Origin of the sequence: Nodosilinea sp. LEGE 07298, from assembly GCF_015207265.1 — a bacterium.
Taxonomy (GTDB): domain Bacteria; phylum Cyanobacteriota; class Cyanobacteriia; order Phormidesmidales; family Phormidesmidaceae; genus Nodosilinea.
The window spans coordinates 1-24,754 of record NZ_JADEXE010000072.1 but is presented as its reverse complement, the minus strand read 5'-3'; the positions used below and the strand labels follow the sequence as shown (position 1 = coordinate 24,754).

Genomic DNA, 24,754 nt, shown 5'->3' with positions numbered 1-24,754 from the left:
AACCATGACAGACACCTTCAACCACGTCACCTGCCCCAAATGCGGCTACGAAGAAAACTCTATTTCGGCCCAAAAGTGTGAAATCTGCGGCCAGCCCCTGAAAAAGGGCAAGTCTATGACTCCAGTAATCGCTGGGGTGGGGGTTTTGCTCTTTTTAGGAGCCCTAGGCTTCACGGGCTACAACGCCTTCTTCCGGCGGGATGCATCTCAGCCTGTTCCCCAGGCCACCAATCCCACCAATCCTCCGGTGGATGCCAATGCCAATCCGGGAGCGGACTCGACCGCTACGACACCGACAACGACCCCAGCCCAACCGGGCAATGTAGCTAATGCCTTGAGCTGGGGCGATCGCGTCCTATTCACCGATGCCTCCAATCCCGACCTACAGGCCGGGGCTGCCGCCTACGCCACAGGCGATTACGCCACCGCCGCCGCTAAGTTTGAAGCCGCTCGTAAAGCCGTTCGCAACGACCCCGAAGCACTGATCTACCTCAACAATGCTCGGATTGGGGCTACTCCCGCCCTGGGTATCGCCGCCGTAGTGCCCATTGGCGACACTCCTAATACCGCCCGCGAGCTGCTGCGAGGCGTCGCCCAGGCCCAAGATGAGGCGATTAAAGCTGGGACACCCGTGAAGGTGCTGATTGCCAACGATCGCAACGATGCCGACCAGGCCACCGCGATCGCCAACGCCCTGGTGCAAGATCCCAACGTTATCGGCGTGATTGGCCACGGCACCAGCACCACTACCCTGGCTGCGGCCCCCATCTACCAGCAGGGGCAACTGCCGATCATCTCCCCCACTAGCACCACCACCGAGCTAGCCACGCTGGCTAGAGACGGTGGCAACTTTGTTTTCCGGGTGATCCCGAGCGACCAGTTCACCGGCACCACGCTGGCCCGCCACATGCTGAGCCAGGGGCAAAGTCGGCCCATCGTGTTCTACAACTCCCAGAGTTCCTACAGCAAGTCGCTGCAAGAGGCCTTCTCTACAACCCTAGGCCTAGAGGGAGGACAGGTAGCCAAACTGGTTGATCTGTCTCAGGGCAACCCTGCTGCCGAACTCCAGGGCAGCGGGGCCGATGCCGTGGTGCTGCTACCTGACTCGGCGACCTTTGATGCCGCGATCGCCGTCGCTCAACTCAACAATGGCCAGCTGCCGATACTGGCTGGAGATGCCTTCTACCGCATCGAAGCGCTGCAAAAGGGTGGGGCCAGCCTCACAGGCACCGTGGTCACCGTGCCCTGGCACCCGCTGAAGTCGACCCCGCCCTTCGCTCAGACCTCCTCCGGCCTCTGGGGCGGTGATGTTAACTGGCGCACTGCGCTCAGCTACGACGCGTTTCAGGCGTTGAGTTCGGCCCGCACCGTAGGGAACGTTACCCCTGCCCAGGGGCAGCAGGGGCGAGCGGCGATTGGACAAGCGCTGGCAGGGCAGGGGTTCTCAGCTAATGGATCCACTGGGGCAATTGGTTTTTTGCCGTCGGGCGATCGCAACGCCACCGTCCTGCTGGTCGAGGTTAAACCTGGCAGCCGCTCGGGCACAGGCTTTGACTTTGTGCCCTTACCCTAGTTACCGATCCTGACCCTGCCTCCCTCAAGTAAAAGGTAAGCGTCCCTAGAACTATGCTGGCTGAGCGGAGTCGAAGCCAAAACCTACCCGAGATATCCCCTTCGACTCCGCTCAGGGGACGGTTACAGTAAAAGCTAAAGGATTGCTCCTCTTTCTATGAAGAATTATTGCCCTGAAAATTTGTCAGAACTTTTAGGGGCAACTATAGGTAGAAGTTTTTGTACTTACAATGATTTATTTGTCATTTTAGATATTTCCTGGCAGCTATAGCTGCGGCAAAGCATGATTTTACTTATGATCATAATGGCAAATTAATTATGGAACACAAGCCTATTCGGTGGACATCCAAAGTTGCGCTCTCATTGGGATTTGGCTTTTCTGCCCTAGCATTAGGTCACCAAGGTTTTGCCCAGGAATCAGCGATTGAAAATCCTATCATATCAACGGCTTCACAGAATATTTGGCAGATTGCCGCGCTACTTTCTCTATGGTTATTTATTCCTCTTATCGCTACCCTAATTATTTCTGTACTAGCTTTCAGAATCTCCCCCACAGAAGCTATTGAAGCTGAAGGGGAAAATGTCATTAAAGTTTTGCCGGGACTTAAATTTAAAGCCAAGGGTCCAACAGCAACTTTTATAATTCTGTTGGCCTTTAGCTCTTTGATTGTATTGACTCAAATTGGCAATGTAATCGTTCCTATAGATAGTGGCGTAGACATGGCCAAACTAAAATCATTTTTGGTTGCACAAAAGATTGTTGACTCGGCAGAAACTTTAGATATAGATTCTGCTCTTGATTTACTCGATCGCCACCTTAACGTAACTAATTTGGGGCTAAACCCTTGGACCTTGAATACAAAAGTAGGGCTCTATCAACCCAATTCTCCCAACCCTAGCTTGATGTCCGATAGCGAAGTGAGGCATATCGTCAATGAAAAAACTCTCTCGGTACATGTGGAGTCTGTGCCGAAAGTAGAGCCTCCCTTTGGCACCAATGTGACGATTGAGAAGCTGCTATATTTCCCAATTAGGGCTAAAACAACTGACGACATTCGTAAGGCTGTGGAAGACAGTAGTGATGGCGTCAATTTTGGCTTTGTTGTTGTCAAACCTGGAGATCGCTATCGCTATCGTAAGGCAGCTAACCTCAAAAGCATGAGTTTGAGTGGGCAACTCGACTACCAGGAATCTATTGTCGGTAAGGGCTCCCCAGCGATCTGCGATGTCGATCAGGAAAAGTTAACCTTATCAATTAATTTTCAGGAACGCAGAATGTGGCTAGGACCCTGCGTTCTACTGGACTATGAATCTGCTCAGAGCCCCTAGGTAAGCTTTTGGAGGATATATAAGTTACTAGTGAAGCAGTCTCCTACCCCTCTATGCTGCTCCGGCGCGCCCGCATGCGCTCTTTCATGCCTTCTACAAAGTCGCCGCTAATCATGCCCTGCTCAATTTCGAGCTTGGCCTCTTCTTCTTCGCGATCGAGGGCCTTTTGCAGATTGGCCACGTAAAACTCCATTTTGTGGTCATCTACTGCGTCGGGGGTGCCAGAGGTGACAATGGCGCGAATCAAGCCAAATAGGCGATCGGGGAAGCGCTGGAACATAAACGACTGGCGGCGCAGGCTACCCGAGTCGTTGAAGTAGCGAAACTGGCCGATGTGGCCGTACACCCGCGTGGGCACCCAGGGAATAAGCTGCGGTGGTATCAGCGGCACGATGTCGTTGTTGTTGGCGTAGCGAATGATGCGATCGCCCATACGGCTGTTCATGTAGTTGACTAGCTTCCAGTCGGCCACACGGGGCTGACCAAAGGTATACAGCCCGCTGACCTCAAACCCCTGGGTTTCTAACGAAATGGTAGCCACCGCCGCTAGCGCTCCCCCTAAGCTGTGGCCCGTCACCCAGAGCTTTGTATTGGGGGTAATCCACTTTTTGAGGTAATAAATCACCTGCTTTTCCACGCTCTGCCAGGCGTCTAAAAAGCCTCGGTGGACCCGTCCGGTGGGAGGCACCGCCTCCTGGTCGGCCAGCACGGTAAATTCCTTCAGACGAATCTTCAGGTTAGTCTTCCAGTCGTTAAGCTGCTGGGTGCCCTTAAACGCCAGAATCAGGTTGTCGCCCTTGTGAAACAGAAACGCCTGAGTATCGGTGAGCCGCATGTCGAGGTACATGAAATTGTCGCGGATATCGCGGATGCTGGTTTTTTCGCCCTCCTGTAGCCAGTTTTTAATCACCTCGACAACATACCTGCGGGCGTTGAGCTGCTTCCAGCGGTTGTCGATGTCATCGCTCAGCCATAGGCGCGAAATGTCGGTGACGTAGTCGCGGTCTTCGTAGACCAGGTGGGCTGCTTTGGCCAGGCACAGGGCGCGATAAGTGTCGTACTTACCTCCCTCTGCCTCAATGGTTTCAATGCCACTGAAGTCGTGGGTGGAGTAGGGAGGCGGCAAAATTTTGAAGCCAAAGCGCTCAAACAGCTTTTGTACCCGCCCGTAGCCCGCCCAGTGAATGTAGTGAAACAGCTTGTCGTAAAACCCAGAGCCGCCTTTGCGGCGGTAGCGGCGATCGCCAATTAAATTGACCCAGTAAATGATAAAGGGCTTGATCTCTTCGGCCATCACCAGGCCCGACTCGATCATGATCTCGAAGTACTCTAGCCCGCCCAAAAACGAGTCAAACCAGTCGCGCAGCGTAATTTCAATGATGAACTCTTCATTGTCGTACTGACGCACCAGCTCCAGGGTTTTGGGGGCAATGGTGGCGTTTTGACTGGCCAAACGCTTAATTTCGTCAAGACCGCTGCGCATTTTGACCATCTGGTCGTGCGATCGCAGCGCCCGTCTGAGCCGATGGTCGGTCGCCTCAAAGTCGATCAGACGGCCATCTTTGGGATGGTTAATGTAAAACGTGCGGTACTCCTCGTAGTCGAGAATATCCAGCACATTTTTGACCGCCGGGCGCTCGCAAAATGACTTCACCTCCTGGCGGGCCAGCTCGACTCGCTGCCAGCGCCGCTGCCGCTGATAGATATGTAGCCAGATCAGGGCAATAAACGCTCCGCCCGCCAGGCTCAGGCTGGCTAGCAGCAGGGCTGGAGACAGGCCCGCAATCACCCTTAGGGGAGCCCTTAACAGTCGTCTGGGGATGCTCTGAGCGATTACCGGGCTAGAGCTGCTTAGCCCCTGTAGTACCGGGTCGGGAGAAATCTCTGCCATGGCCGCAGGCACCTGAGCCCCTGCACCCATGCTCAAACACAGTGAAGCCCCAAAAACCAGAAAAAAACGACAAATGGCCATAGTCTCTAGCGGCAAGCTCCCATTTACTGCCCTGATGCTATCGGAAAAAACCTATACCACCTACAGGGGGCCGCCCTATCCCTAAACGGTTAACTGGTCATTGCTAAAGGGCCGTCGCGGCGGCCAGGGTTAGCCGGTTGAGCAAGCTAGGGTCTATCCAGTACAGGCCAGCCAGAACTAACAGCAGCAGCAGCAGGCCTCCTAGCAGCCACAGGGGCCAACGGGGCTTTGCCTCAGACGACTGACTCATGGTTGGGTGCTCCTAGGATTCAAGAGGATTTACAAAGGATGCCAGCCATTTTGAGTTGACAGGTGTTTTTTGGCCATGAGCTAGCGATCTACAGGCCACCTGTTCTGCCACAACTCTACCCCGATCCACTACTGCCTTAGGGAAAAATTCTCTCCCTAAGGAAAGGGGCAGGGTTGTTACAATTTTTAAGGGCTTTCCTATAGAGATAGAGATGTGCCCTAACGCTGAATTACGGGGTTAAACAGAAACAATGGCGGTTAACTGTGCAGTAGATTGTAAAGACGGCTGTGTGCTAGGGAACGACTGTCCCAACCTGAAGTACACCGCCGAAGCCTCAAAATTTATTGCTGACACGTCCCTAGATGAGATGCTCGAAATGGCTGATGACGCCGTGAGGCGCAAAATGATGGAGCGGGCCTCGCGACCGCCCAAATGGGTGCTACCAGAGGATTAAGCGGGTCTGCCAGGCAGCGCTGCGATGCTCCTCCGGAGCGGCTACGCCAACGCCCGATAATGGCTATCAGGTAGGCCTGTGCTATCGTGTGACAAGCAAGTTGTTAGTAGCATTACCGGCTTGGCATCGTCCTTAGTTGAGTACATCTCCTTATAACTTTCTGCTTTTTTTCTCTCTACTTGGAGATGAGTCCATGTCGATTTACGTAGGCAACCTGGCCTTTAGCGCCACCCAAGACCAGCTCACGGAGGTCTTTGCCGAGTATGGTGCCGTTAGCCGGGTGAGCATGCCCACCGACCGCGAAACCGGTCGTCCTCGTGGCTTTGCCTTTGTGGAAATGGAAAACGAAGCTGAAGAAGATGCCGCCATCGAAGCCCTCGACGGGGCAGAGTGGATGGGCCGTGACCTTAAGGTCAATAAGGCTCGTCCCCGTGAATCGCGTGGCGGCGGTGGCGGCGGTGGTGGCGGCGGTTGGAACAACCGTCGCTAGAATCCCAGACACAGTCAGGGTTTTTGCGGCCATCCGCTGTAGCATCGATCCTATAGGTATCGAGTTTTTGCTAGCTGGGTATCGCAGACGCGATATCCAGCCGTTTTAGTCTGACGCTGTCGACAACATGTTTGAGCTAGCGTTAGCGAAGTTTCTCAGGAGTAATTAATGGCCCAGGTTGTATTGGGAGAAGACGAAAATATTGAATCGGCCTTGAGGCGGTTTAAGCGAAAAGTGGCTCGAGCGGGGATTTTTTCGGATATGCGGAAAAATCGTCACTTTGAGACCCCGATTGAAAAGCGCAAGCGCAAAACCATTGCTCGCCAAAAGCAGCGCCGCTGGGGTTCGAAGCGCTGATATTCAAAGCGCTAGTTAAGAGAGCCGAGCTGGCTGCCCAAGCCACCGGCTCAATCAGGTTCTCTAAATATTTTCGTATAGGAAACCGGCTTATGCTACCCGAGTCAGCACAGCAGGTTTCGAAGCTGCGTGCGCAGTTTTACCGCTCATTTGCCGATGCTCTGGATGTGTCTTCTGTCAACATCTCTAGAGAAAAGTCTTACTCCAGTACGCTGCCACGCGTGTCTTGGACGGACGATCAAGGCCGCTTGAATTATTTGTGCATGTATGCACACTCTGCCCCAGACGTGCTGTTGCCCGATCGCCCTATGGTGCTTCGGGTTGGGGTTAATTTAGGTGCAGAGCTCTCGACAGGGGCTAGTTCTGAACGAGGCCGCCGCCGCTACAACTGGACTTGCCAATTTTATCTCACGCTGGTGCCCACAGAGCTACCCGCTACTCTACCGTGGATTATTAAAGCTTTAGGTCAACCCTATGGTCTTGATCTAGAGGCTTTACCAAAGTTGCCGTACACCTTGGAGAGCAAGGCCGCACCAGGGCAAGTTGACTCTCTTTGGACCCACCTCGCGCTACAACAGATGCAGCAGCCCCGGGCGACCATTAGTTCTGCCTATAGTGTTTGAGTCAGGGCGTTGATCGGGCAGGCGATCGCTCAAATAGCGCAAACGCTGTCCTCTACTGCTTCAACCCACTACTTCCTGCAGCCCAGCGATCAGTCGATTTAGATGGGCCGGTTGATGGGTGGCCATCAGAGTAATTCGCAGCCGACTGGTGGGAACTGTGGGTGGGCGTACTGCCGCTACCCATAGCCCTGCCTGCTGCAATCGCTGACTGGCTCGTACAATGGCTTCGGTCGAGGGTCCACCTAGGCAAATAATAGGTGACTCAGAGGGCAGGCGGCGCAGCACAAGTGCTGGTGCTACTGGCTTACCTAAGACTAAATCAAGCTGCTGCATAACCTGCCTGACATTGCTCCAGAGCGCGGCGCGGCGCTGGGGTTCGTGCTGCACAATGTGTACTGCCGCCAGAGCCGCTGCCGTATCGGCTGGCGATAGGCCCGTGGTGTAGATCCACCCAGGGGCGCGGTTGCGCAAAAAATCTATGAGGGGCTTAGACCCGGCTACGTAGCCGCCCAGGCTGCCCAGGGCCTTGCTTAGCGTACCTACGGTCACTAGGGGATGGCTGGCACATCCCAGATGTTCCACGGCCCCAGATCCTCGGGTTCCGAAGACTCCAGTGCCGTGGGCCTCGTCCACTAGCACCATGGCGTCGTAGGTCTCTGCTAAGTTGAGAATCTCTGGCAGTGGGCAGAGGTCGCCATCCATACTGAAGACGCTGTCGGTCGTAATCAGGCAGCGGCGGTGGCGATCGCGATGGGTTTCCAGTAGGTCTTGCAGATGAGCGACATCGCCGTGGCGATAGTCTAACGCTGTAGCACCGCTCACTTTGCCCCCTGACTTGAGGCTGGAGTGGTTGTACTCGTCGCCCAAAATCAGGTCTGGGCTGCCGACTAAGGCCGCGATCGCCCCCATATTCGCCAAATAGCCCGAGCTAAACACGATCGCATCGTCGGTGCCCTTGAGGGCGGCGATCGCCCGTTCTAGCTCCCGATGCAGCTCACGGTGGCCGCTGAGCAAGCGAGAGCCGGTGCTGCCGGTGCCGTAGGTACGAATCGCTGCGATCGCCGCCGCCGCCAGCCTGGGGTCGCTTGCCAACCCTAGATAGTCGTTGCTAGCAAAATTGACCAAAGTCTGCCCCTGGCGCTGCACCACGGCCCGTGCCATACCGTCAATGGTCTGCACCTCGCGGTAGCGGTGGGCACGGTGCAGGGCAACTAAAGATTTGTCTAGCCAGTCGTAGGGCGTTGTGCCCATAGTGAGCCTGCCTTACCCAATTATGTTGTCAGAGGCGGCTCTTGGCTCAGCGCTGCCACGCGCTGGCGGCGACGGCGCTGCCAAAGTTTAGGAATCACTCGCATACGGCGTCTAAAGGTGATCCATTCCTCAGCACTCAACTCGATCTGCTGCCAGGCGGGGCGAGCCAGCAACTGCTTAGACCAGCGCTCCAGACTAGAATAACCGACCAGCGAAACCCCTAAGTCAGGCAGTCTATGAATGATGGTGCCCGCCACAATCTCCGCTAGCGTCAGCTGATTGCCAGCAAAATACTGCGAGTCTGCTAGCAAATCTTCCAAAAACCTCAGCGTCGTTTTCGCCCGTAGCTGAGCATACTCTATCTCCGCTGAGGGCACACCAGACCGCTTATCTTGCATAAGCAGTTTAAATACCGCCGGCAGCAGTTCGTTGAATGTTACCAGCTGTACCATCCGAACGGTGGCGATTGCCCTGGCTTCAGTGGGCAACAACGCGCGATCAGGATAGCGGGCTTCTAAATAATCTAAAATCGCTAGCGACTCAATTACCCGAAAATCGCCATCTGTCAAAATCGGAATGTGGCTAAACGGGTTTACCGCCAGAAAGTCAGGCTCAAACTGCTTGCCGCTTAGATCGACCGGAATCAGCTCAAAGGGCAGCTGCTTTTCGAGCAGGGCAAGCCACACCGGCCGGGCATAGACGGAAGGGCGGGCATAGTGCAGCTTTAGCATGGGACATATTTCCATAAAAGAACAGAAAAGACCGATCGGTCTTTTTGAAGGCAAAAAATTAGCCAGGGGTCGCTAGCTGGTGTTGAACGTAGGTCGCCAAATGGTCAAGGGCGCGTTCTAGGTGGGAGGGGTCGTCGTACAGTTTGCTCAGCATGATGCCACCTTCAAGGGTGGCAATCAAAATGGTGGCAACTGCCTGGCTATCGACGGTAGGTTGTAGTTCACCACGGGTAATACCTTTGTTGACAATGCGCTCGATCAGCGATCGCCAGGTATCCATGGCCAGCTGCGTTTGCTGGCGCAAGGCGGGGTGGGTATCGTCGCTTTCTACCGCTGTGTTCAGCAGCGGGCAACCGCCCTGAACGGGGGGATTGTCCAAAAACTGTTCATAGACGCTGAGGATGGCTAATAGCCTGTCTACAGCGTGGCGTTTTCCCGTCAAAGCCCCCCTAAATTGCTGCTGAATGCGCTGAACGGCGAAACTAAAAGCTTCTAGGGCCAGCTCGTCTTTACTACGAAAGTGGTTGTAGATGCCGCCCTTTTGTAGGCCCGTAGCCCGCATCAGGTCAGACATAGACGCGCCAGCGTACCCCTGCTGATTAAACAGGGCTGCCGCCTGCTCGACAATTCGCGCCTTAGTGTCTTGCGCCTTTGACATGCAAAAAAGACCGATTGGTCTGAAATAATCTACCAAGAATCACGAAAGAGCACAAGAGCCGCCATAGCAATCCTGCATGGATGGGACATGCGTAGGTCAGGCATCCTCGATTTGAAGCAGGCATCGCCTAAGGCATTTCAGAAGAAGACGTTTCCCAGAAATTCTACGCTGTCGGGGCAACCCGAATCACTGCCTTCCCCATCACCTGCCTGGCTTCCAGATGGCGGATCGCCTTGGGAACCTCGTCTAGGTCGTAGCGCTGGCCGATGAAAGGAACAATTTTCCCCGCCGCCAGTAAATCCCGCAGGGTTAAGAGATCGGCCTGGTTGGGTTGGGTCGCCAGGCACTTCACCCGGCGTTGGCCTTTGGCCGGGCCTTGCCCATCGCTCAGTTTCGACAGCAACGGTCCCAGCAGCATGCCCTGGAGAAATTGAGCCCCGCCGCCGCCCACCAGCACGTAGGTGCCTTGGGGAGCCAAGGCAGGTAGATAGTCCCAAATCAGACGGTAGGCCGCTGTATCCAGGATCAGATCGTAGCGCTGGTCGGTCTGGGTGAAATCGGTTTGGGTGGAGTCGAGGAGGTGATCTGGGTGGAGCGATCGCACCATCGCCATCTTGTGAGCGCTGCACACCGCCGTCACCTCAGCCCCAAACATTTTCGCCATCTGCACGGCAAAAGACCCTACCCCGCCCGAAGCACCATTGATCAACACCCGCTGCCCCGGCTGAATCTGCCCCACATCCCGCAGGCCCTGAAGTGCCGCCAGCGCTGACCCCGGTACCGCCGCCGCTACCTCAAAATCAACCTGCTCGGGCTTCAGCACCAGAGCCGACTCCGGCACACAGACATACTCCGCAAAGGCCCCAAAACCGCACTCCGACAGGTCGCCAAATACCGCAGCCCCCGGCTGAAGCTGAGTTACCGCAGATCCCACCGCCTCCACGGTGCCAGCCATATCAGAACCGAGGGTTTTAATTTTGGGCCTACGCACTCCACCGAACATGGGGCGAATAAACAGCGGCTTGCCCCGCATCAGATGCCAGTCACCAGCGGTAACGGCGGCGGCGTGGACCCGCACCAGCACCTGGTTGTCGTTAGGGACGGGCTTGGGCACCCTTTGCAGACTCAGCACCTCTGGCCCGCCGTACTCGGTCTGGGCGATCGCTCTCATTTGCCCGTCCCTGTCAGGCTCATCGTTTTGGGCAACAGGCGCGCTTGAGGCACTCATAGCACTTGCTCCAGACGGAAGGATTCGGCAAAAATCGCTGGCATCACATACTTACACCGTAAGCTTAGCTTACACTGTAAGTCAGTTGGGTCAAAAAAGACTGTTCAGAAACCGGGTTTTTGCAATTGACTACGCGAAATTAAGCTAATGCTGGGTAGAAACCCGGTTTCCAGTTGGGCCAGATTCCTTGAAGCGATGCCAGACCTTATACCTGAGACCAATAGCTCGCCCCCCTCAACGCCCCTCAGCAGAGGGCGGATCTTGGCGGTGGCTATGACTCTAGTCGACCAGGGAGGATTGCAGGCCCTCTCCATGCGCAGGCTAGCCCAGGCGCTGGGGGTTAAAGCGATGTCGCTCTACAACCACATCGCCAACAAGGATGACCTGATCGACAGCTTGGTGGATCAGGTCGTTAGCGAGATTGAGTTGCCCAGCCTGGAGATTGCCTGGAAAACGGCCCTTCGGCAGCGGGCGATCTCGGCTCACAGCGTGCTGCTGCGCCACCCCTGGGCGGCCCTGGCCCTGATGTCACGGATCAACGTTGGTCCGGCGATGCTGCGCTATATCGATGCCACCTTGGGCTGCTTGGTTGACGCGGGCTTCACCTACGAGATGGCCGACCACGCCTGGAATGCGATCGACAGTTACCTCTACGGCTTTACGCTTCAGGCGCTAAACTTTCCCCTTGACCCGGCCAACTACTCAGAGGCAGCCTCAAGCTTTGTTCCTAATCTTCCCGTTGATCAGTACCCCTACATGAATCACCTCACCCATCTGGTGATAGAGAAGCGCTACAACGGTCTCCACGACTTCGAGTTTGGGCTTGACTTGATTCTCAACGGTCTCGAGCCATGGCGAGTCCAGAGTTGACAAGCAGTTCCCCCAGCTATACCGAAGCTAAACCAGCCCTCGGGGTGGTGCCGACAAGTCTCCATCTGGCTCGATCCATTGCGGGTTCCACACGACCTCCCAAACATGCCCGTCAGGGTCTTGGAAGTAGCCTGCGTACCCACCCCAAAAAGTCTCTTGGGCTGGCTTAACGATGTTGGCACCGGCAGTACTGGCCTGCGCCATCACAGCATCGACTTCGGCTCTAGAGGCCACGTTATGCCCTAGGGTGAACTCGGTTGGACTGGTTGCGCCCCACGCCAGTCCCGTATCATGGGCGATGCTTTTGCGGGGCCAGAGAGCTAGTTTCAGACCTGGCTGGAGGTCAACGAAGGCAACGGCTCCATGCTCAAACTCCTGACCCACAATCCCCTCGGTCACAAAGCCCAGTCCTTCCTGGTAGAAGCACAGCGATCGCTCCAGATCATCCACACCCAGGGTGATGACAGTAATGCGCGGTTTCATGGAGTTAGCTGGGCTAACCAGCCTGAGCCTACTGGCCTGATAGAGCTTTTTGAGTGTCCTTTTTATCCAACTTCAGTACGATTACCCCGAGTGGTGGCAGGGTTAAATCGAGCGAATAGGGCCGACTGTGAAAGGCCCAGTCTTCAGACCATTTGCCGCCCAGATTACCCATGTTGCTGCCGCCAAAGTCGCGGGCATCGCTGTTGAACAGCTCCTTGTAGTAGCCCTGCTCAGGTACGCCAACCCGGTAATGACTGTGGGGCTGAGGCGTGAAGTTACACACCACCACCACAAAGTCATCGGTCTCTTTATCGCAGCGAATAAACGACACCACGCTGTGGCGGTTGTCGCTACAGTCAATCCACTCAAAGCCTGCCTGGTCAAAGTCTTGGGAAAACAGCGCTGGTTCGCTGCGATAAAACTCGTTGAGCTTGCCCATGAAGTGCTTGAGACTAGCGTGGGCCTGATGCAGCAGCAGGTGCCACTCCAGGTCACCCCACACGTTCCACTCGCTCCACTGGCCAAACTCCATGCTCATAAACAGGGTTTTCTTGCCTGGATGCATGAACATGTAGGTGTAGAGGCAGCGTAGATTGGCAAATTTCTGCCACTCATCGCCCGGCATTTTGCCCAGCATGTTGCTCTTGCCGTGTACCACCTCGTCGTGGGAAAGGGCCAGCATGAAATTTTCGGTAAAGGCGTACCAAATACTAAATGTGACATTGTTCTGGTGAAACTGCCGGAACCATGGGTCCATGTTGAAGTAGTCCAACATGTCATGCATCCAGCCCATATTCCACTTGAGGTTGAACCCCAGCCCGCCTACATAGGTGGGCCAGGAAACCATCGGCCAGGCGGTGGATTCTTCTGCGATAGAAAGCACCCCAGGAAAGTAGGTAAACAGCACGTGGTTGACCTGCCGAAGGAAATCAGCCGCCTCAATGTGCTCACAGCCGCCGTACTCGTTAGCTACCCACTCACCGTCCTTACGGAAGTAGTTGAGGTAGAGCATTGAGGCCACCGCATCCACCCGAATTCCATCAATGTGGTACTTCTCAAACCAGAAAATGGCGTTAGCCACCAGGAAGTTGCGCACCTCGTTGCGGCCATAGTTAAACACCAAGGTTCCCCACTCCTTGTGCTCGCCTTTGCGGGGGTCAGCGTGCTCGTAGAGGTGAGTACCATCAAAAAAGGCCAGCCCGTGACCATCCTTAGGAAAGTGGCCCGGTACCCAGTCGACAATGACCCCAATGTCGTTTTGGTGACACTGATCGACGAAGTACATAAAGTCTTCGGGGGTGCCGTAGCGAGATGTAACGGCGTAGTAACCCGTTACTTGGTAGCCCCAGGAGCCATCGAAGGGGTGCTCAGCTACGGGCAGCAGCTCGATGTGAGTAAACCCTAACTCTTTGATATAGGGAATGAGCCGATCGGCCAGCTCTCGGTAGGTCAGAAAGCGGGCTCCAGGCTTGAGTTCGGCTACGGTGACGACCGGTTCTTTGGTGCCGTCGGGGCGCAGGGCAGGGTTAGCCGACGACTCGTGTAGCCACGAACCCACATGCAGCTCGTAAATAGATACGGGCTGGGTCAGTGGCTCGGTCTGCCGCCGCTTTTCCATCCACGTCTGGTCTTGCCAACCGTAACTATCTAGATCAGTGACAATAGAGGCCGTTTTAGGCCGAATTTCCTGCTGAAAACCGTAGGGGTCAGACTTCTCGTAAATATGGCCGTCGTAGTTCTTAATTTCGTACTTATAGTGAACCCCAACCTCTAGCCCAGGAATAAACAAATCCCAAATGCCGTTAGAGAGGCGACGCATCTGATGCTTGCGACCGTCCCAGTAGTTAAAGTCACCCAGCACCGAGGCATTGCGAGCATTGGGAGCCCACACCGCAAAATACACGCCAGCCACCCCTTCAATGGTGGTGAAGTGGGCTCCTAGCTTTTCGTAGATGCGGTGGTGGTTGCCTTCGCTAAATAGGTGAATATCAAAGTCGGTAATGGTGCGGGTCTTAAAGGCGTAGGGGTCGTAGATGACCTGGACATGGTCGCCGCTAACGTACTTGAGCTGGTAATTAGCCAGATCTTGAACCTCCAGCACGCACTCAAAGAAGTGGGGATTGTGGTTAGACTCCATCGCCACTTCTTTGTGCTCCTGTGGCAGCACCACCCAGGCCTGATCGGCTTGGGGTAGGTAGGCTCTTACAGCCCAGACGGTTTGTCCATCTTGTTGCTGCACCATATGTGGCCCAAGAATCTCAAAGGGGTCATGGTGCTGGTTCCAGACAATCCGGTCAATCTGCTCAGCGTCAACGGTTGCAGGCATGTTATTAAAGGTCCACAGGGGGATATAAACGATCTGTGTGAATTTACTATCTGCGGAATAGAGTAACAAAACTTAGCTGTTTCCACAGGGAAAATTTTGCGAATTCGGGCAAAATCACCGCTAAGGCAGAAAAGGAAGAATGGGCCTAAGAACGCGCCTAAACTGCAATAGCTGGATCAGCGAAGCAATATCAGAGTTGACAATGACCTCGGTATTGGGGTCACGCAGTCGAGCTTGCAGGGCAGCGTAGTCCGCAGCGGAAATAGGTTTGCCGTCAATAGGCGATCGCGCCTCAGTAATCACCTCGGTGCGCAAAATTTCTTCGGGAATCTCATCGGGGGGCGGCAGAGCCAGAGCGACGCTATCTAATATGGCGATCATTCCCGATCCAATCAGTAGCATAGGCAGGCGAGGCATAGACAAGCTCAGTGACTTAGCTTCAGTATTACAATAGCCTGCTGTGTCACCCTCGGGCTCTATCGTAGGCTGAGTCCGCCTGTGCTAGGCTGCATGGCAAGATTTGTGTGTTCGTTCTTTCCTTAGGGGAGGTTGCATGGCTTTTTTACGGTTATTCTCTCGGGGGAGGCTGTTGTCTGTTGGAGCAGTAGTGCCCTTAACCCTGGCAGGGCTATTGGCTAACTCAACGGCCTCGTCTGCTCAAGCTGATCCAGTCCTGCAAGAGTCGGGCACGATTTATCCGGCCCAAGCCACCTACACCTTTGAGGGCACCACCGGGCAAGCCATCACGATTACCCTAGACAGCGAAGATTTCGATCCGGTACTGTCGCTGCTTGGCCCAGGCGAAGCCGAAATTGCTGCTAACGATGATTTTGGCGGTACCCTAAACTCCAAAATCATCCTTGAACTGCCTGAAGATGGCGCTTATACCGTGGTAGCCAAGTCGTTTTCAGGCCAGGGGGGTGACTATGATCTGGTCGTACGTGCCTCTACCGAGTTTGAAATAACCTATGCCGAGGCTGAAGCCCTGGCCCTAGCTGAAGACTATGCTGGCGCTATTGCCGCTTACACCGAGGCCATAGACATTGACTCTGACCAATCATCGGCCTATCTGGGCCGTGCTCAAGCAACCCTGGGGCAGGTGTATCTCGAACAGGGCGAGGCCATCCAGGGGCCAGAGGATATTCCTTTAGAGGCACGGGAGGCGGTGATTGCTGACTTTGAACAGGCGGCTACTCTATTTGAGGCTAGTGGGTCTACAGACTGGGCTGAGTCTCTGCGGGGGCAGATAGAGGTGCTGCGGGAAGCTGGCAACTCAAACTAATCTCAAAAAAGCGGGCAACTTTTCCGGATCAGGGTTCGTCTGAGCAGAAAAGGTGAATGGTAGATGCACCCTGATAAGTCCTCCTGGCAATTGCCAGGGGATTTTTTTTGCCTATTTTCTGTCTATCGGCTGGTTTTACCCAGTAACAATAAAAAGGGATGTAAGCCGCAGCCTACACCCCCATGGTGTTCTAGAAAACTAACCGAATGTCGCTAGCCTTAGTCAACCGATACTTTGCGGTAGGGCACAGCGGTAGCGATGTTGATTTCGCCGGTAGAGACGCGGGCTGGTGCGGCACCACTGGCTCCAATACTGCGGGCCATACCCAAGAACATTTGAGGATTGCCAGCGGTCGCTTTCTTTTCTTGGGGAACAAACCGCTTAACCTGAGACTGCCACACAATCTGAGGGAAGCCCAGCTGATTGCGGTGGTAGGCGTCGTAGCGGGGGTTCTTGATATGGATGGGCCGCTCACCTTCGGGGCGGCCGGGCAGCACCCGCCGCTTTTGGTAGGGCACGGTGTTGTAGCCAAAGCTGGTGAGATACTCTTCGCTATCGAGGAGCTCATCAACTAGGCCCTGGATACCCTTGTTGGCCACTTTGATAGACCAGGCAATTTTTTCGCGATCGCTATAAACGTCGCGGCCCAGAATCTTTTGAACACAGTGCTCTACAAATTTGTAGTTGCTGTTCTTCTCGTAGAAGCTGTTGTAGAAGGTGGGCGACAGAGCCAGACCACGGATAAAGTCACGCACGGTAATTTGACCGTTGCGCAGCTGCGACTCCAGAAAAGGCTGGCGATCGCACTTGAACGCGTGGAAAAACATTTGCCGATAGGCTGCGTTGATCAGCGCATCCATATCGCTGGTGTCATACAGATCATCGGTCGAGAAGAATCTCGGCTGCTCATCACCACCAACTTCGTAAGCGGCGACTCGCTGATTTTGGCTGGACGGGGAGTAATTTAGTAACGGAAGAGACACGTTTGAATCTCCAGAATCTTAGGAAAATTTACAAACTTTAAGGATGATCATACGGGAACGGCTGCCTTGAACCTGAGCCACCGGAGCAAAAAAACATAGTCCTTAACATTCCACAGGTGTGGACACTGCAGGGGCGGCTAGACCTAGGGATGGGTCATGCGGCGGGGATCGATCAGTGTGTCAAACTCCGCTTCAGAGACGTAGCCTAGGGCCAGGGCTGCCTGCTTGAGGGTAAGGTCGTGCTCAAAAGCATGATGGGCAATTTGAGAGGCCTTATCGTAGCCGATGGCCGGGCTGAGGGCGGTGACCAGCATCAGCGACTGCTGTACGTACTGGTCGATCTGTTTGTAGTTGGGGGTCATACCCGCCACCAAAAACTCGGTGAAGTTGTGGCAGCTGTCGGCCATCAGCCGCGCCGACTGCAGCAGGTTAAAGATCATCATCGGCTTGTAGACGTTCATGTCGAGGTAGCCGCTGGCCCCGGCAAAGGCCACCGCTGCGTCATAGCCCATGACCTGAACCGCTACCATAGCCAGGGCCTCGCACTGGGTAGGGTTGACCTTGCCCGGCATAATCGACGACCCTGGCTCGTTTTCAGGCAGGTGTAGCTCGGCAAAGCCTGCCCTTGGCCCACAGCTCAGCAAGCGAATGTCGTTGGCAATTTTGTAGAGCGATACCGCCAGGGTTTTGAGCACACCGCTGGCCATCACCACGGCATCGTGGGCACCCATCACGGTGAATTTATTGAGGGCGCTGACGAAAGGCAGCTCGGTGAGGTGAGCAATGTGCTGAGCGGCGGCCTCGGCAAACCCTGGTCCGGCGTTCAGGCCGGTGCCGAGGGCCGTTCCCCCAATGGCGAGTTGGTACAGCCCTGGCAGGGCGCTTTCGAGGCGAGTCAGGTTGTCGTCGAGCATACCTACATAGCCAGAAAATTCCTGGCCCAGGGTGAGGGGTACGGCGTCTTGCAGGTGGGTGCGACCAATTTTGACGATGTCGGCCCAGGCCTGAGCTTTTTCATCTAGCGCATCCCTCAGTTGAGTAACGGCGGGGCGCAGCCGCTGGGTGAGCGCCTGGGCTGCCGCAATGTGCATCGCCGTGGGAAAAATATCGTTGGACGACTGCGACATATTGACGTGGTCGTTGGGGTGAATGGGGGTTTTGCTGCCCATTTCGCCGCCCGCTAGCTCAATGGCGCGATTGGCAATCACCTCATTGACGTTCATGTTGCACTGGGTGCCGCTGCCGGTCATCCACACGTGTAGGGGGAAATGGTCGTCGAGCTGACCGGCAATAATTTCATCGGCGGCCTGCACAATCAATGTTGCTTTATCTGTGGGCAGCTTGCCCAGGTCTGCATTGGCAAGAGCGGAGGCCTTTTTGGCGATCGCGATCGCATGCACCACCTCCAGGGGCATTTTGTCTTGGCCAATGGAAAAGTAGCGAATCGATCGCTGGGTTTGGGCTCCCCAGTAGCGATCGCTGGGCACGGCGATCGCTCCCAGGCTGTCAGTTTCTTGGCGGGTAGGTGGTAGTGAGTTGGCCATACTGTTTTCTAGAGCGTATGCTCCGATTCAACCATAAGCTAGCGGTCACGGCCAAGCGCCAGCCTCAGAAAAGCATTTTGGAAATATTTCGGTTCTAGGGGTTATCCAGTAGATAGTGACCTTAAAGTGGCGAGCCAAGTAGTGTCCCAATGGGTGACTTTGCTAACGTTTTGCAGTCTCCAGTGAGTTGGCCAGTGCAGCACAAAAAGCCCTAGGAACAAAGCTTGTCCCTAGGGCTAAACGGTCGCTTTAACAGGTTTTCTGTAGGTATAGCTAGATGGCAAGACGCTAGGCCTGCTTTTTGCGCACCAGGCCTACGGCGCTCAGGCCTACCAGCACCAGGGCGGCGGTAGAGGCCGGCTCGGGGACAGTGGTTTTAGGGTCTTCAGGGGTGAGACTGCCCTTGCCGACAAAGAAGGAGGCGTGGGATAGATCCTTTTGGTCAAAGGTGGCCCAGGTGCCGCTGTTAATAGGTGTGTTGCCGTCGAAGTAATAAGCGGTGTAGGCGTTGCCAGCCTTGAGGCTAATCACAAATGGAGTTGCGATTGTCTTAGCCAGGCTCCAGGTGCCAGCGCCCTTACCATCTTGAACCCAGCTAAAGCCCAGGTCGTTAGGCCCAGCAGAATTCTTGCCACCTTCGTACTTGCCATCAAACGCCCAGTCGCCCAAAGTGTTGTCGAGGAAGGCCGTGAGATCGGCGGCAATGCTGCTGCTAACATCGTTGCCCGATACCGGATTCAAACACTGGGTATAGCTCAACGAAGACCCCCCAGCCAGGGGGTTGCTGGTGACAGAGCCGCTAGCGCAGGTGAGGGGAGCCGTAGGCTGACTACCGCCACCCCCGCCCTTAGTGGGTTTTCCTTTGGCAAAGGCCTCGGGTGCCATTGACCCCAACAGTCCAGTAACCACTAGGGCAACGCTCAATACTTTAGATGCTTTCATGCAGGGCAAATCCTCCTTGAGTAGGCACTGTAGGCAGTAGCCATAGACGACGAGGGGGCATTGCGTCTGATGGTTTCTCCGAGACAGATACAGGTTTTTGGGTGTACTTTTCTACTTAAGCACCCTGCGTAAGGGAGTGTGTAGGTCAAATTACTGAGATTAAGCCTGGTTTATAGAGACTTTATGATCGCCCTCTAGCGGCGGCGCTGCTTGCTGACCATTTTGCGGGAAAGGCGCAGGTTGATGGCTTCGCGATCGGCCCAGTCTTGCAGCACCCGCAGAAAGATGTGCTTGTCTTGGCCTTGCAGCACGGCGGTTTGGTCAGCGGTTTCGATGCTGTAGGGGTAGCCGCCGCCAATAATGACTTCGCCGCGTACCCAATTGAGGTATTGGGTAATATGGCCGCTTTCCCACATCCAACGGGGCATTTCGAGCCGCACGGGGTAGCCGTCGCGGGTGGTTTTGAGGTACGTGAAGGCAATCTGGTCGCCGTAGTCGTTGTACTGATCGAGAACGCCGCCGCGATCGCACTGAAAGACGGCGGTGCGATCGCCCCACTCCATCAGGCGGGCCAATAGCTGGGCATCGTGAATGCCCTCGGTGGCCTCTAGTCCGTAGGCGTGGTGCAACATGCCCGTCAGATCGTGGGCGTAGGAAGTATCGACGTAGCCGACTAGGGGCACGCGACGGCGACAGCTGGCCTCTAGTAGCGACAAAATAGACTGCACGTAAGCTGTCTGGCTCTTCTGATCAAAGGCTTCGGCAAAGGTGACCACCAGCGCCCCATCAAAAAAGACCAGCGTGCGCTCCGGTTCTTTACAGGCGTTGATGTACTCCACTAGCCGCGCTACTTCCATTTGAAAGCGGCGAATATTGACCCGGCGCTCGACCGGCTGGGCTGGATTTGGTCCCAGTTCAGCCGGAGTCATCAGGTCTACCCGCACATCTTTTTTATAGGAACGAGTGGCGCTGTGGGGGTTCTCAAACCAGCCGATTTGCAGCAGGGCAATGGGGATAGAAATATCTTTGCCGGGGGAGATTTGGGAGCCGTCGACGGCAAATGTGGTGATGTCTTCGAGGATGGTTTGTACCCACTGGGCGCTTTGCTCGCGGTTAGTCCAGCGATCGCCGACAGGGCCAGATTCAGCAAAAAAGAACGGCAGAATGCCTTTGTCAGCGGTAATTTCTTCTAACGGTCGGGCACCCACTGGACCAGAATGAGCGTCTAATTTAACCACCTGCTGCGTCTGGGGCAGAGCCGCAAACTCAATCCAGGCCCGGTTGTAGGCGTGCAGTAGCTCAAACTTAGCCCGGCTAAAGGCGCTAAAGGCATCCCGCTTTTGGTCAAGCAGGGCTTTAATTTGGCTAGAACTCACTGGCATAACCCATCCATCGCTTAGAACGCCTGTATTAATGGCTGATTCTAGCGGGTTTGTCGGGGCTTGTCACCCGTTGAGGTTCAACAGATGTTCGGTATGATTACCAAGGTCAGAACCATCGACCTTGGGCAGCCTAGAAATAGCGCAATTAACCTCAAATTACTATGGCCCTACAGCTTTATCTGCTAGCGTCGCTGATGGTTTTTCTGTTGGCCATTGGTCCGTTTTTACGCGATTCGTCCAATCCAAAATACCGGTTGGGTAGCTGGGTGTTTCTAGGGCTAGCGGTGGTGCTTAGCCCCATCACTCTACCTAATATGCTCAGGAAGCGGATCAGCATCGTTTGCTGATCCGCTTTTGCCCACGTTTTGTTATCCAAAGTCTGACGTTGCATTGCAACGTTAGACTTTGGATGGCGATCGGGCACTGGTACTTGATCAAGCCGATGGTGACAAGCTCCAGTGGCTTAGGATATACGGTTCATGGCAGACCTTAACCGTACCCCGTGAATCGTGGATCTGTTACCTTTGGCTCGGCAAGCTACTAGTGATGATGACCGTGATCGTGGCTGTGACCATGATCGTGGCTGTGGCCGCTCAGATGGTGATCGTGGGTGTGACCGTGGTGGCTGTGTACCGCCGCCGCCTGTGATGCTGCTAGCGACGGGTTGATGGCCAGGGCATCTTCTTCTAGCAGGTCGGCGATGTGCTTGTCGGCCCAGGTGGCGGCCATCGCCAAAAAGGCTGGGTCGTCGTTGACGCAGGGCATTTGCACGTAGGTAACGTGGGGATGCTTGCGGCGCATCCCTTCGATAATGTGCTCGACATCCAGCAGGGTTTCGTGGTTTTCGGTGGCGAAACCGATGGGCATGAACACCAGGGCGGTGGCCCCCAGATCAATTAAGTTGCGGGCGGCGAGGTCGGCGTTGGGCTGGGTCCACTTGATCAGCGGGGTGTCGTGGTTGAGCCAGCCGACCGAGATTAGTGGGTACTTGTAGATCAGCTTATCGCGCACTTTGTCGTAGAGCTTTTGGCTTTCGTCAATGCCGGAGGTAAAGCCCTTGGCCTCGTGGGGGCAGCCGTGGTTCATTAGCACGATGCCGGTTTGCGATGGCAGGTGGGCGACGGCCAGGTGGCTCTTGATCTTGTCTTCGACCATAGTGGCCAGATAGTCGATGTAGTCGGGCGCGTCAAAAAATGAGGGGATGTAGCGCATGCCCTGCACCCAGTGCTCGCTGCCGTCAGAGAGTTTGGCGAGCGCGTCGTTGACCTGCTCGATCGCAATGCCGCTGGTGAAAATAGAATCGACCACCAGCAGGGGATAGATCAGTAGCTTGTCGTAGCCTTCGGCCTTGACTTGCTCTAGCACTTGGTCGGGGAGGAAGGGCTTGCAAAAGTTGAAGGCTTTGAATACTTTGACGCGATCGCCCCAGTGCTCTTTTAAGTTGGCTTCAATACCAGCCCGTTGGGCTTCAAAAATAGCGTTGTGGGGGGAGATGAAATTGCCGTGCTGGTGGCTCCACTCGTGCAAATCGAAAGCTGCCAACAGCTTGGCTAGCGGAGGATAAACCCAGGTGGGAACGGGGGCAAACTTGGCGGTGAGCAAATTTAGGGCCTGCTCGTTGTAGTTAGCAAAGTCTTCGTAGCTCTCAACTTCGCCATAACCCATTAGCAGCACCGCTACCCGGCTATCGCCTGCGGTGGAGGAGTGAGTGTAAGATGCAGACGTTTGAATAACGTCGGGGGTTGCAACCATAGTCCTGCTCTTTTGAAGTGTCGTTCTCTACAGGCTAACATCCCCCCTCTGGGGATAACATTAACAAAACCAGCAGGTTCGCTCAGGGCTAAAGAACCGGTTTAGTCAGGACAGCCTGTCAAAAAATGGTACTGAAGCAGAGCCAAGGGACACTATCCACCTGGGGGCATATTTCCATTGCGCCTAGCTGATACCGAATCCTGTTGAATTAATCTTCGATTGAGCAGGGCAAATGGCGCTTGCCTCTACAACATTGCCTGTTTTTGAAACGGGGGTATTGAACTTCGATTTGGGATGAGGCGATTAGGAGGTACTGATTGCCTTGGCGGTTTGGAGATGGACTGCGATCGCGCCCAGAAACTCTTGCTCCAGGTAGGGCTTGGTGAAGTAGTCGGTGGCTCCTAGCTGTAGAGCCAGCCATCGGTGTTTGTCGTTGCTGCGAGAGGTCAGCATGAGGGTGGGAATGGCGGCTAGAGCAGGGCTCTGGCGACGGGCGGTGAGAAACTCAAAGCCATTCATATTGGGCATTTCGATATCGCAGACGATGAGCCTTACAGCAGGGTTTTGATCGAGCTGCTCCAGGGCTTCCTGGCCGTCGCGGGCCTGCAAGACGCGGTACCCCGCCCGCTCTAGGGAGAGCGCCAGCGTGCGGCGAGAGGTAATGGCATCGTCGACCACCAGTACGGTAGTGGTGGCGTGTAGGGTGGCTTGGGGGATCGGGGCCGAGGGCGAATCGGCTTGCTCTAGAAAGGTTGTTGAGCTGGTGGTCGCAGGACGGCTGAGTAGTTCATCTAAAAAGGCCTGGCCATCAATGACGGGAATGACGCTGCCGTCTCCTAGCACGGTGCAGCCGTAGGCGTAAGGGGGTGCGCTGAGGGCGGTGCCAAAGGGCTTGATCACCGATTCTTGCTCGGTTACCAGGCGATCGACCTGAATGGCAAAGTAGCGACGGTCTGAAGCCGCCCCCAAGTGACCGTCGCCCCGGTCCAAAATGAGCACTGGTGCTTCCCAGTCGGCGGGGGAGGGCACCGCTGCTAGCACTTGGCTGATGGGGAGTTCGGGGCGTAGACAACGGTATGACAGCAAATTTCCCAATCCGTAGATCGGCAACTGCTGATCGTGCCAGGTGAGCCATGTTTGATCGGCCTGCTGGTTGAGCTGATGCGATCGCGGCATCAAGATTTCGGTAATGCTGTCGCTGCGAAAGGCGATCGGAGTAGAGCCTACAAAGCAAATCAGCAGGTTGACAATGCTCAGGGTCATGGGCAGCGAGAGGGTAAAACGGCTGCCTGCTCCCGGTATCGATTGCACGGTAACGGTGCCCTTAAGCCGCTGCATTTGGTCTTGCACCACATCGAGGCCAACCCCTCGCCCCGACAGATCGCTAACCTGTTGAGCGGTCGAAAAACCCGGCTCAAAGATATAGCGATAGAGCTGTTTGGCGTTGGCCTCGCTAGCCTCTGCTGCCGTCAGCCAGCCCAGGTCAGTCAGCCGCTGACGCACGCGCTCTAGGTCGATACCTCGACCATCGTCGCTGACTTCAATGTCGATCTGGCGGCCCCGGTAGCAGGCCCGAATGGTGATCTGACCAACCTTGGGCTTACCCTGGCGATCGCGCTCTTCAGCAGGTTCCAGGCCGTGGTCAAAGCCGTTGCGCAGCAGGTGCAGCAGCGGATCGTAGAGTTTTTCGAGCACGGCCTTATCGACTAGCAGAGCGGTTCCTTCCAGGATGAGTTCAGCAGGCTTGCCGTAGGTATTAGACAGATCGCGCAGCACTCGGGAGAAGCGATTGAGCACCTGCCCCAGGGGCACCATCCGGGCGTACATCAGGTCGTCTTGCACCTGGGAGAGCATTTTGCGATGCTGACTCAGCATCTGGTCGGACTGACGATTGAAGAGGGTGATATCGGCGGCGGCTTCTTCGAGCTGTACCATCTCTTCGAGCAGAGTTTGGGTGTGGGTATAGAGGGCCGTGTAGGTGTCCATCTCTAAGGAGTCAAAACCGGGGATGGCCGGACGTTGGGCTGCGGTGAAACCACCCATGGCGATCGGCTGGTGCTGGCGATCGGGGGCGATCAAGATTTGATCCGAAACTCCTTGTAGCTGCTCGACGGTGGCACGCACTCGCTCAAAGCGGCTGACCAGCTCCTTTAATCCCAGCCGAATTTGGTCGGTTTGCAGGGCTAGGCCGTTGCGGTTGATGGTCAGTTCGCCGAGCTGGTTTTCGAGGCGGGCCAGCCGTTGGGTGTCAACGCGTACGGTGAGACCCGTGGGG

At 55.3% G+C, this 24,754-nt stretch carries 22 protein-coding genes; 7 read left to right on the top strand and 15 right to left on the bottom strand.

The window, feature by feature from the left end; translation table 11 throughout:
- Both IQ273_RS12150 and IQ273_RS12145 read left to right on the top strand, forming a co-directional pair.
- Window positions 1-1,573 (top strand): ABC transporter substrate-binding protein (locus IQ273_RS12150; protein WP_313898095.1); only part of this gene is annotated, 1,573 nt, incomplete at its 5' end.
- Window positions 1,574-1,890: 317 nt separating this feature from the next.
- Window positions 1,891-2,901 carry a hypothetical protein gene (locus IQ273_RS12145; protein WP_194023433.1) on the top strand — a complete coding sequence of 337 codons (1,011 nt, stop codon included), beginning with the start codon at window positions 1,891-1,893 and terminating at the stop codon, window positions 2,899-2,901.
- Window positions 2,902-2,944: 43 nt separating this feature from the next.
- On the opposite strand, the gene IQ273_RS12140 is transcribed toward IQ273_RS12145, so the two are convergent.
- Window positions 2,945-4,792, bottom strand: a complete 1,848-nt coding sequence (locus tag IQ273_RS12140) for a lipase family protein (protein ID WP_194023432.1) — start codon at window positions 4,790-4,792, stop codon at window positions 2,945-2,947.
- A 184-nt stretch (window positions 4,793-4,976) separates the two neighbouring features.
- On the bottom strand, window positions 4,977-5,123 hold the full coding sequence (locus IQ273_RS12135) for a hypothetical protein (protein ID WP_194023431.1): 147 nt from the start codon (window positions 5,121-5,123) through the stop codon (window positions 4,977-4,979).
- Between the two features lie 250 nt (window positions 5,124-5,373).
- Between IQ273_RS12135 and IQ273_RS12130 the strand changes: the two genes are divergently transcribed.
- The 3 genes from IQ273_RS12130 (at window position 5,374) to rpsU (ending at window position 6,424) form a co-directional block, all read left to right on the top strand.
- Window positions 5,374-5,577, top strand: coding sequence for a hypothetical protein (locus IQ273_RS12130; RefSeq protein ID WP_194023430.1), 204 nt, complete (start codon window positions 5,374-5,376; stop codon window positions 5,575-5,577).
- Window positions 5,578-5,770: 193 nt separating this feature from the next.
- Window positions 5,771-6,067, top strand: coding sequence for an RNA-binding protein (locus tag IQ273_RS12125; RefSeq protein WP_194023429.1), 297 nt, complete (start codon window positions 5,771-5,773; stop codon window positions 6,065-6,067).
- Window positions 6,068-6,235: 168 nt separating this feature from the next.
- Complete coding sequence (gene rpsU / locus IQ273_RS12120) at window positions 6,236-6,424, top strand: 30S ribosomal protein S21 (RefSeq protein WP_017299199.1); 189 nt, start codon at window positions 6,236-6,238, stop codon at window positions 6,422-6,424.
- 683 nt (window positions 6,425-7,107) lie between these two features.
- On the opposite strand, the gene bioF is transcribed toward rpsU, so the two are convergent.
- From bioF to IQ273_RS12095, 4 genes are all read right to left on the bottom strand, one after another.
- Window positions 7,108-8,298 (bottom strand): 8-amino-7-oxononanoate synthase, encoded by a 1,191-nt coding sequence (gene bioF, locus IQ273_RS12110; protein ID WP_194023427.1) that lies wholly within the window; start codon window positions 8,296-8,298, stop codon window positions 7,108-7,110.
- A 20-nt stretch (window positions 8,299-8,318) separates the two neighbouring features.
- Window positions 8,319-9,029, bottom strand: coding sequence for a glutathione S-transferase family protein (locus tag IQ273_RS12105; protein ID WP_194023426.1), 711 nt, complete (start codon window positions 9,027-9,029; stop codon window positions 8,319-8,321).
- A 58-nt stretch (window positions 9,030-9,087) separates the two neighbouring features.
- The gene (locus tag IQ273_RS12100) at window positions 9,088-9,687 is read right to left on the bottom strand and encodes a TetR/AcrR family transcriptional regulator (RefSeq protein WP_194023425.1); all 600 of its coding nucleotides are present in this window, start codon (window positions 9,685-9,687) and stop codon (window positions 9,088-9,090) included.
- A 163-nt stretch (window positions 9,688-9,850) separates the two neighbouring features.
- Window positions 9,851-10,915: an NAD(P)-dependent alcohol dehydrogenase gene (locus tag IQ273_RS12095; RefSeq protein ID WP_228052882.1), complete on the bottom strand. Its 1,065-nt coding sequence runs from the start codon at window positions 10,913-10,915 to the stop codon at window positions 9,851-9,853.
- Window positions 10,916-11,110: 195 nt separating this feature from the next.
- Here IQ273_RS12095 and IQ273_RS12090 point away from each other — a divergent pair, with 195 nt between their 5' ends.
- Entirely contained in the window at window positions 11,111-11,785 is a 675-nt protein-coding gene (locus IQ273_RS12090) for a TetR/AcrR family transcriptional regulator C-terminal domain-containing protein (RefSeq protein WP_194023424.1), read from the top strand.
- Between the two features lie 27 nt (window positions 11,786-11,812).
- On the opposite strand, the gene IQ273_RS12085 is transcribed toward IQ273_RS12090, so the two are convergent.
- The 3 genes from IQ273_RS12085 to IQ273_RS12075 all read right to left on the bottom strand — a co-directional run bounded on the left by IQ273_RS12085 (window position 11,813) and on the right by IQ273_RS12075 (window position 15,011).
- On the bottom strand, window positions 11,813-12,268 hold the full coding sequence (locus tag IQ273_RS12085; protein WP_194023423.1) for a VOC family protein: 456 nt from the start codon (window positions 12,266-12,268) through the stop codon (window positions 11,813-11,815).
- 28 nt (window positions 12,269-12,296) lie between these two features.
- Window positions 12,297-14,594 carry a 1,4-alpha-glucan branching enzyme gene (glgB, locus tag IQ273_RS12080; RefSeq protein ID WP_194023422.1) on the bottom strand — a complete coding sequence of 766 codons (2,298 nt, stop codon included), beginning with the start codon at window positions 14,592-14,594 and terminating at the stop codon, window positions 12,297-12,299.
- Between the two features lie 120 nt (window positions 14,595-14,714).
- Window positions 14,715-15,011 (bottom strand): hypothetical protein, encoded by a 297-nt coding sequence (locus tag IQ273_RS12075; RefSeq protein WP_194023421.1) that lies wholly within the window; start codon window positions 15,009-15,011, stop codon window positions 14,715-14,717.
- A gap of 190 nt (window positions 15,012-15,201) precedes the next feature.
- Here IQ273_RS12075 and IQ273_RS12070 point away from each other — a divergent pair, with 190 nt between their 5' ends.
- Entirely contained in the window at window positions 15,202-15,876 is a 675-nt protein-coding gene (locus IQ273_RS12070) for a pre-peptidase C-terminal domain-containing protein (RefSeq protein ID WP_194023420.1), read from the top strand.
- A gap of 218 nt (window positions 15,877-16,094) precedes the next feature.
- Here the strand turns inward: IQ273_RS12070 and IQ273_RS12065 are convergent, their stop codons facing one another.
- From IQ273_RS12065 to IQ273_RS12040, 6 genes are all read right to left on the bottom strand, one after another.
- Window positions 16,095-16,859, bottom strand: coding sequence for a phycobilisome rod-core linker polypeptide (locus tag IQ273_RS12065; protein ID WP_194023419.1), 765 nt, complete (start codon window positions 16,857-16,859; stop codon window positions 16,095-16,097).
- Window positions 16,860-17,002: 143 nt separating this feature from the next.
- Window positions 17,003-18,403 carry a class II fumarate hydratase gene (gene fumC, locus IQ273_RS12060; RefSeq protein ID WP_194023418.1) on the bottom strand — a complete coding sequence of 467 codons (1,401 nt, stop codon included), beginning with the start codon at window positions 18,401-18,403 and terminating at the stop codon, window positions 17,003-17,005.
- Window positions 18,404-18,691: 288 nt separating this feature from the next.
- On the bottom strand, window positions 18,692-19,345 hold the full coding sequence (locus IQ273_RS12055) for a PEP-CTERM sorting domain-containing protein (RefSeq protein ID WP_194023417.1): 654 nt from the start codon (window positions 19,343-19,345) through the stop codon (window positions 18,692-18,694).
- Window positions 19,346-19,539: 194 nt separating this feature from the next.
- On the bottom strand, window positions 19,540-20,727 hold the full coding sequence (locus IQ273_RS12050) for a DNA double-strand break repair nuclease NurA (protein ID WP_194023416.1): 1,188 nt from the start codon (window positions 20,725-20,727) through the stop codon (window positions 19,540-19,542).
- A 540-nt stretch (window positions 20,728-21,267) separates the two neighbouring features.
- Window positions 21,268-22,479, bottom strand: a complete 1,212-nt coding sequence (locus IQ273_RS12045; protein WP_194023415.1) for a ferrochelatase — start codon at window positions 22,477-22,479, stop codon at window positions 21,268-21,270.
- Window positions 22,480-22,782: 303 nt separating this feature from the next.
- Window positions 22,783-24,754: hybrid sensor histidine kinase/response regulator (locus IQ273_RS12040; RefSeq protein ID WP_194023414.1), on the bottom strand; the 1,972-nt coding region annotated here is incomplete at its 5' end.

Excerpts from the sequence above, each read along its gene's own strand:
- rpsU (WP_017299199.1), top strand. The coding sequence starts at position 6,236 with ATGGCCCAGGTTGTATTGGGAGAAGACGAAAATATTGAATCGGCCTTG.
- IQ273_RS12135 (WP_194023431.1), bottom strand. The coding sequence starts at position 5,123 with ATGAGTCAGTCGTCTGAGGCAAAGCCCCGTTGGCCCCTGTGGCTGCTA.
- fumC (WP_194023418.1), bottom strand. The coding sequence starts at position 18,403 with ATGGCCAACTCACTACCACCTACCCGCCAAGAAACTGACAGCCTGGGA.
- IQ273_RS12105 (WP_194023426.1), bottom strand. The coding sequence starts at position 9,029 with ATGCTAAAGCTGCACTATGCCCGCCCTTCCGTCTATGCCCGGCCGGTG.
- IQ273_RS12130 (WP_194023430.1), top strand. The coding sequence starts at position 5,374 with ATGGCGGTTAACTGTGCAGTAGATTGTAAAGACGGCTGTGTGCTAGGG.
- IQ273_RS12095 (WP_228052882.1), bottom strand. The coding sequence starts at position 10,915 with ATGAGTGCCTCAAGCGCGCCTGTTGCCCAAAACGATGAGCCTGACAGG.
- IQ273_RS12090 (WP_194023424.1), top strand. The coding sequence starts at position 11,111 with ATGCCAGACCTTATACCTGAGACCAATAGCTCGCCCCCCTCAACGCCC.
- IQ273_RS12075 (WP_194023421.1), bottom strand. The coding sequence starts at position 15,011 with ATGCCTCGCCTGCCTATGCTACTGATTGGATCGGGAATGATCGCCATA.
- bioF (WP_194023427.1), bottom strand. The coding sequence starts at position 8,298 with ATGGGCACAACGCCCTACGACTGGCTAGACAAATCTTTAGTTGCCCTG.
- IQ273_RS12085 (WP_194023423.1), bottom strand. The coding sequence starts at position 12,268 with ATGAAACCGCGCATTACTGTCATCACCCTGGGTGTGGATGATCTGGAG.
- IQ273_RS12050 (WP_194023416.1), bottom strand. The coding sequence starts at position 20,727 with ATGCCAGTGAGTTCTAGCCAAATTAAAGCCCTGCTTGACCAAAAGCGG.
- IQ273_RS12045 (WP_194023415.1), bottom strand. The coding sequence starts at position 22,479 with ATGGTTGCAACCCCCGACGTTATTCAAACGTCTGCATCTTACACTCAC.
- IQ273_RS12145 (WP_194023433.1), top strand. The coding sequence starts at position 1,891 with ATGGAACACAAGCCTATTCGGTGGACATCCAAAGTTGCGCTCTCATTG.
- IQ273_RS12055 (WP_194023417.1), bottom strand. The coding sequence starts at position 19,345 with ATGAAAGCATCTAAAGTATTGAGCGTTGCCCTAGTGGTTACTGGACTG.
- IQ273_RS12140 (WP_194023432.1), bottom strand. The coding sequence starts at position 4,792 with ATGGCAGAGATTTCTCCCGACCCGGTACTACAGGGGCTAAGCAGCTCT.
- IQ273_RS12100 (WP_194023425.1), bottom strand. The coding sequence starts at position 9,687 with ATGTCAAAGGCGCAAGACACTAAGGCGCGAATTGTCGAGCAGGCGGCA.
- glgB (WP_194023422.1), bottom strand. The coding sequence starts at position 14,594 with ATGCCTGCAACCGTTGACGCTGAGCAGATTGACCGGATTGTCTGGAAC.
- IQ273_RS12125 (WP_194023429.1), top strand. The coding sequence starts at position 5,771 with ATGTCGATTTACGTAGGCAACCTGGCCTTTAGCGCCACCCAAGACCAG.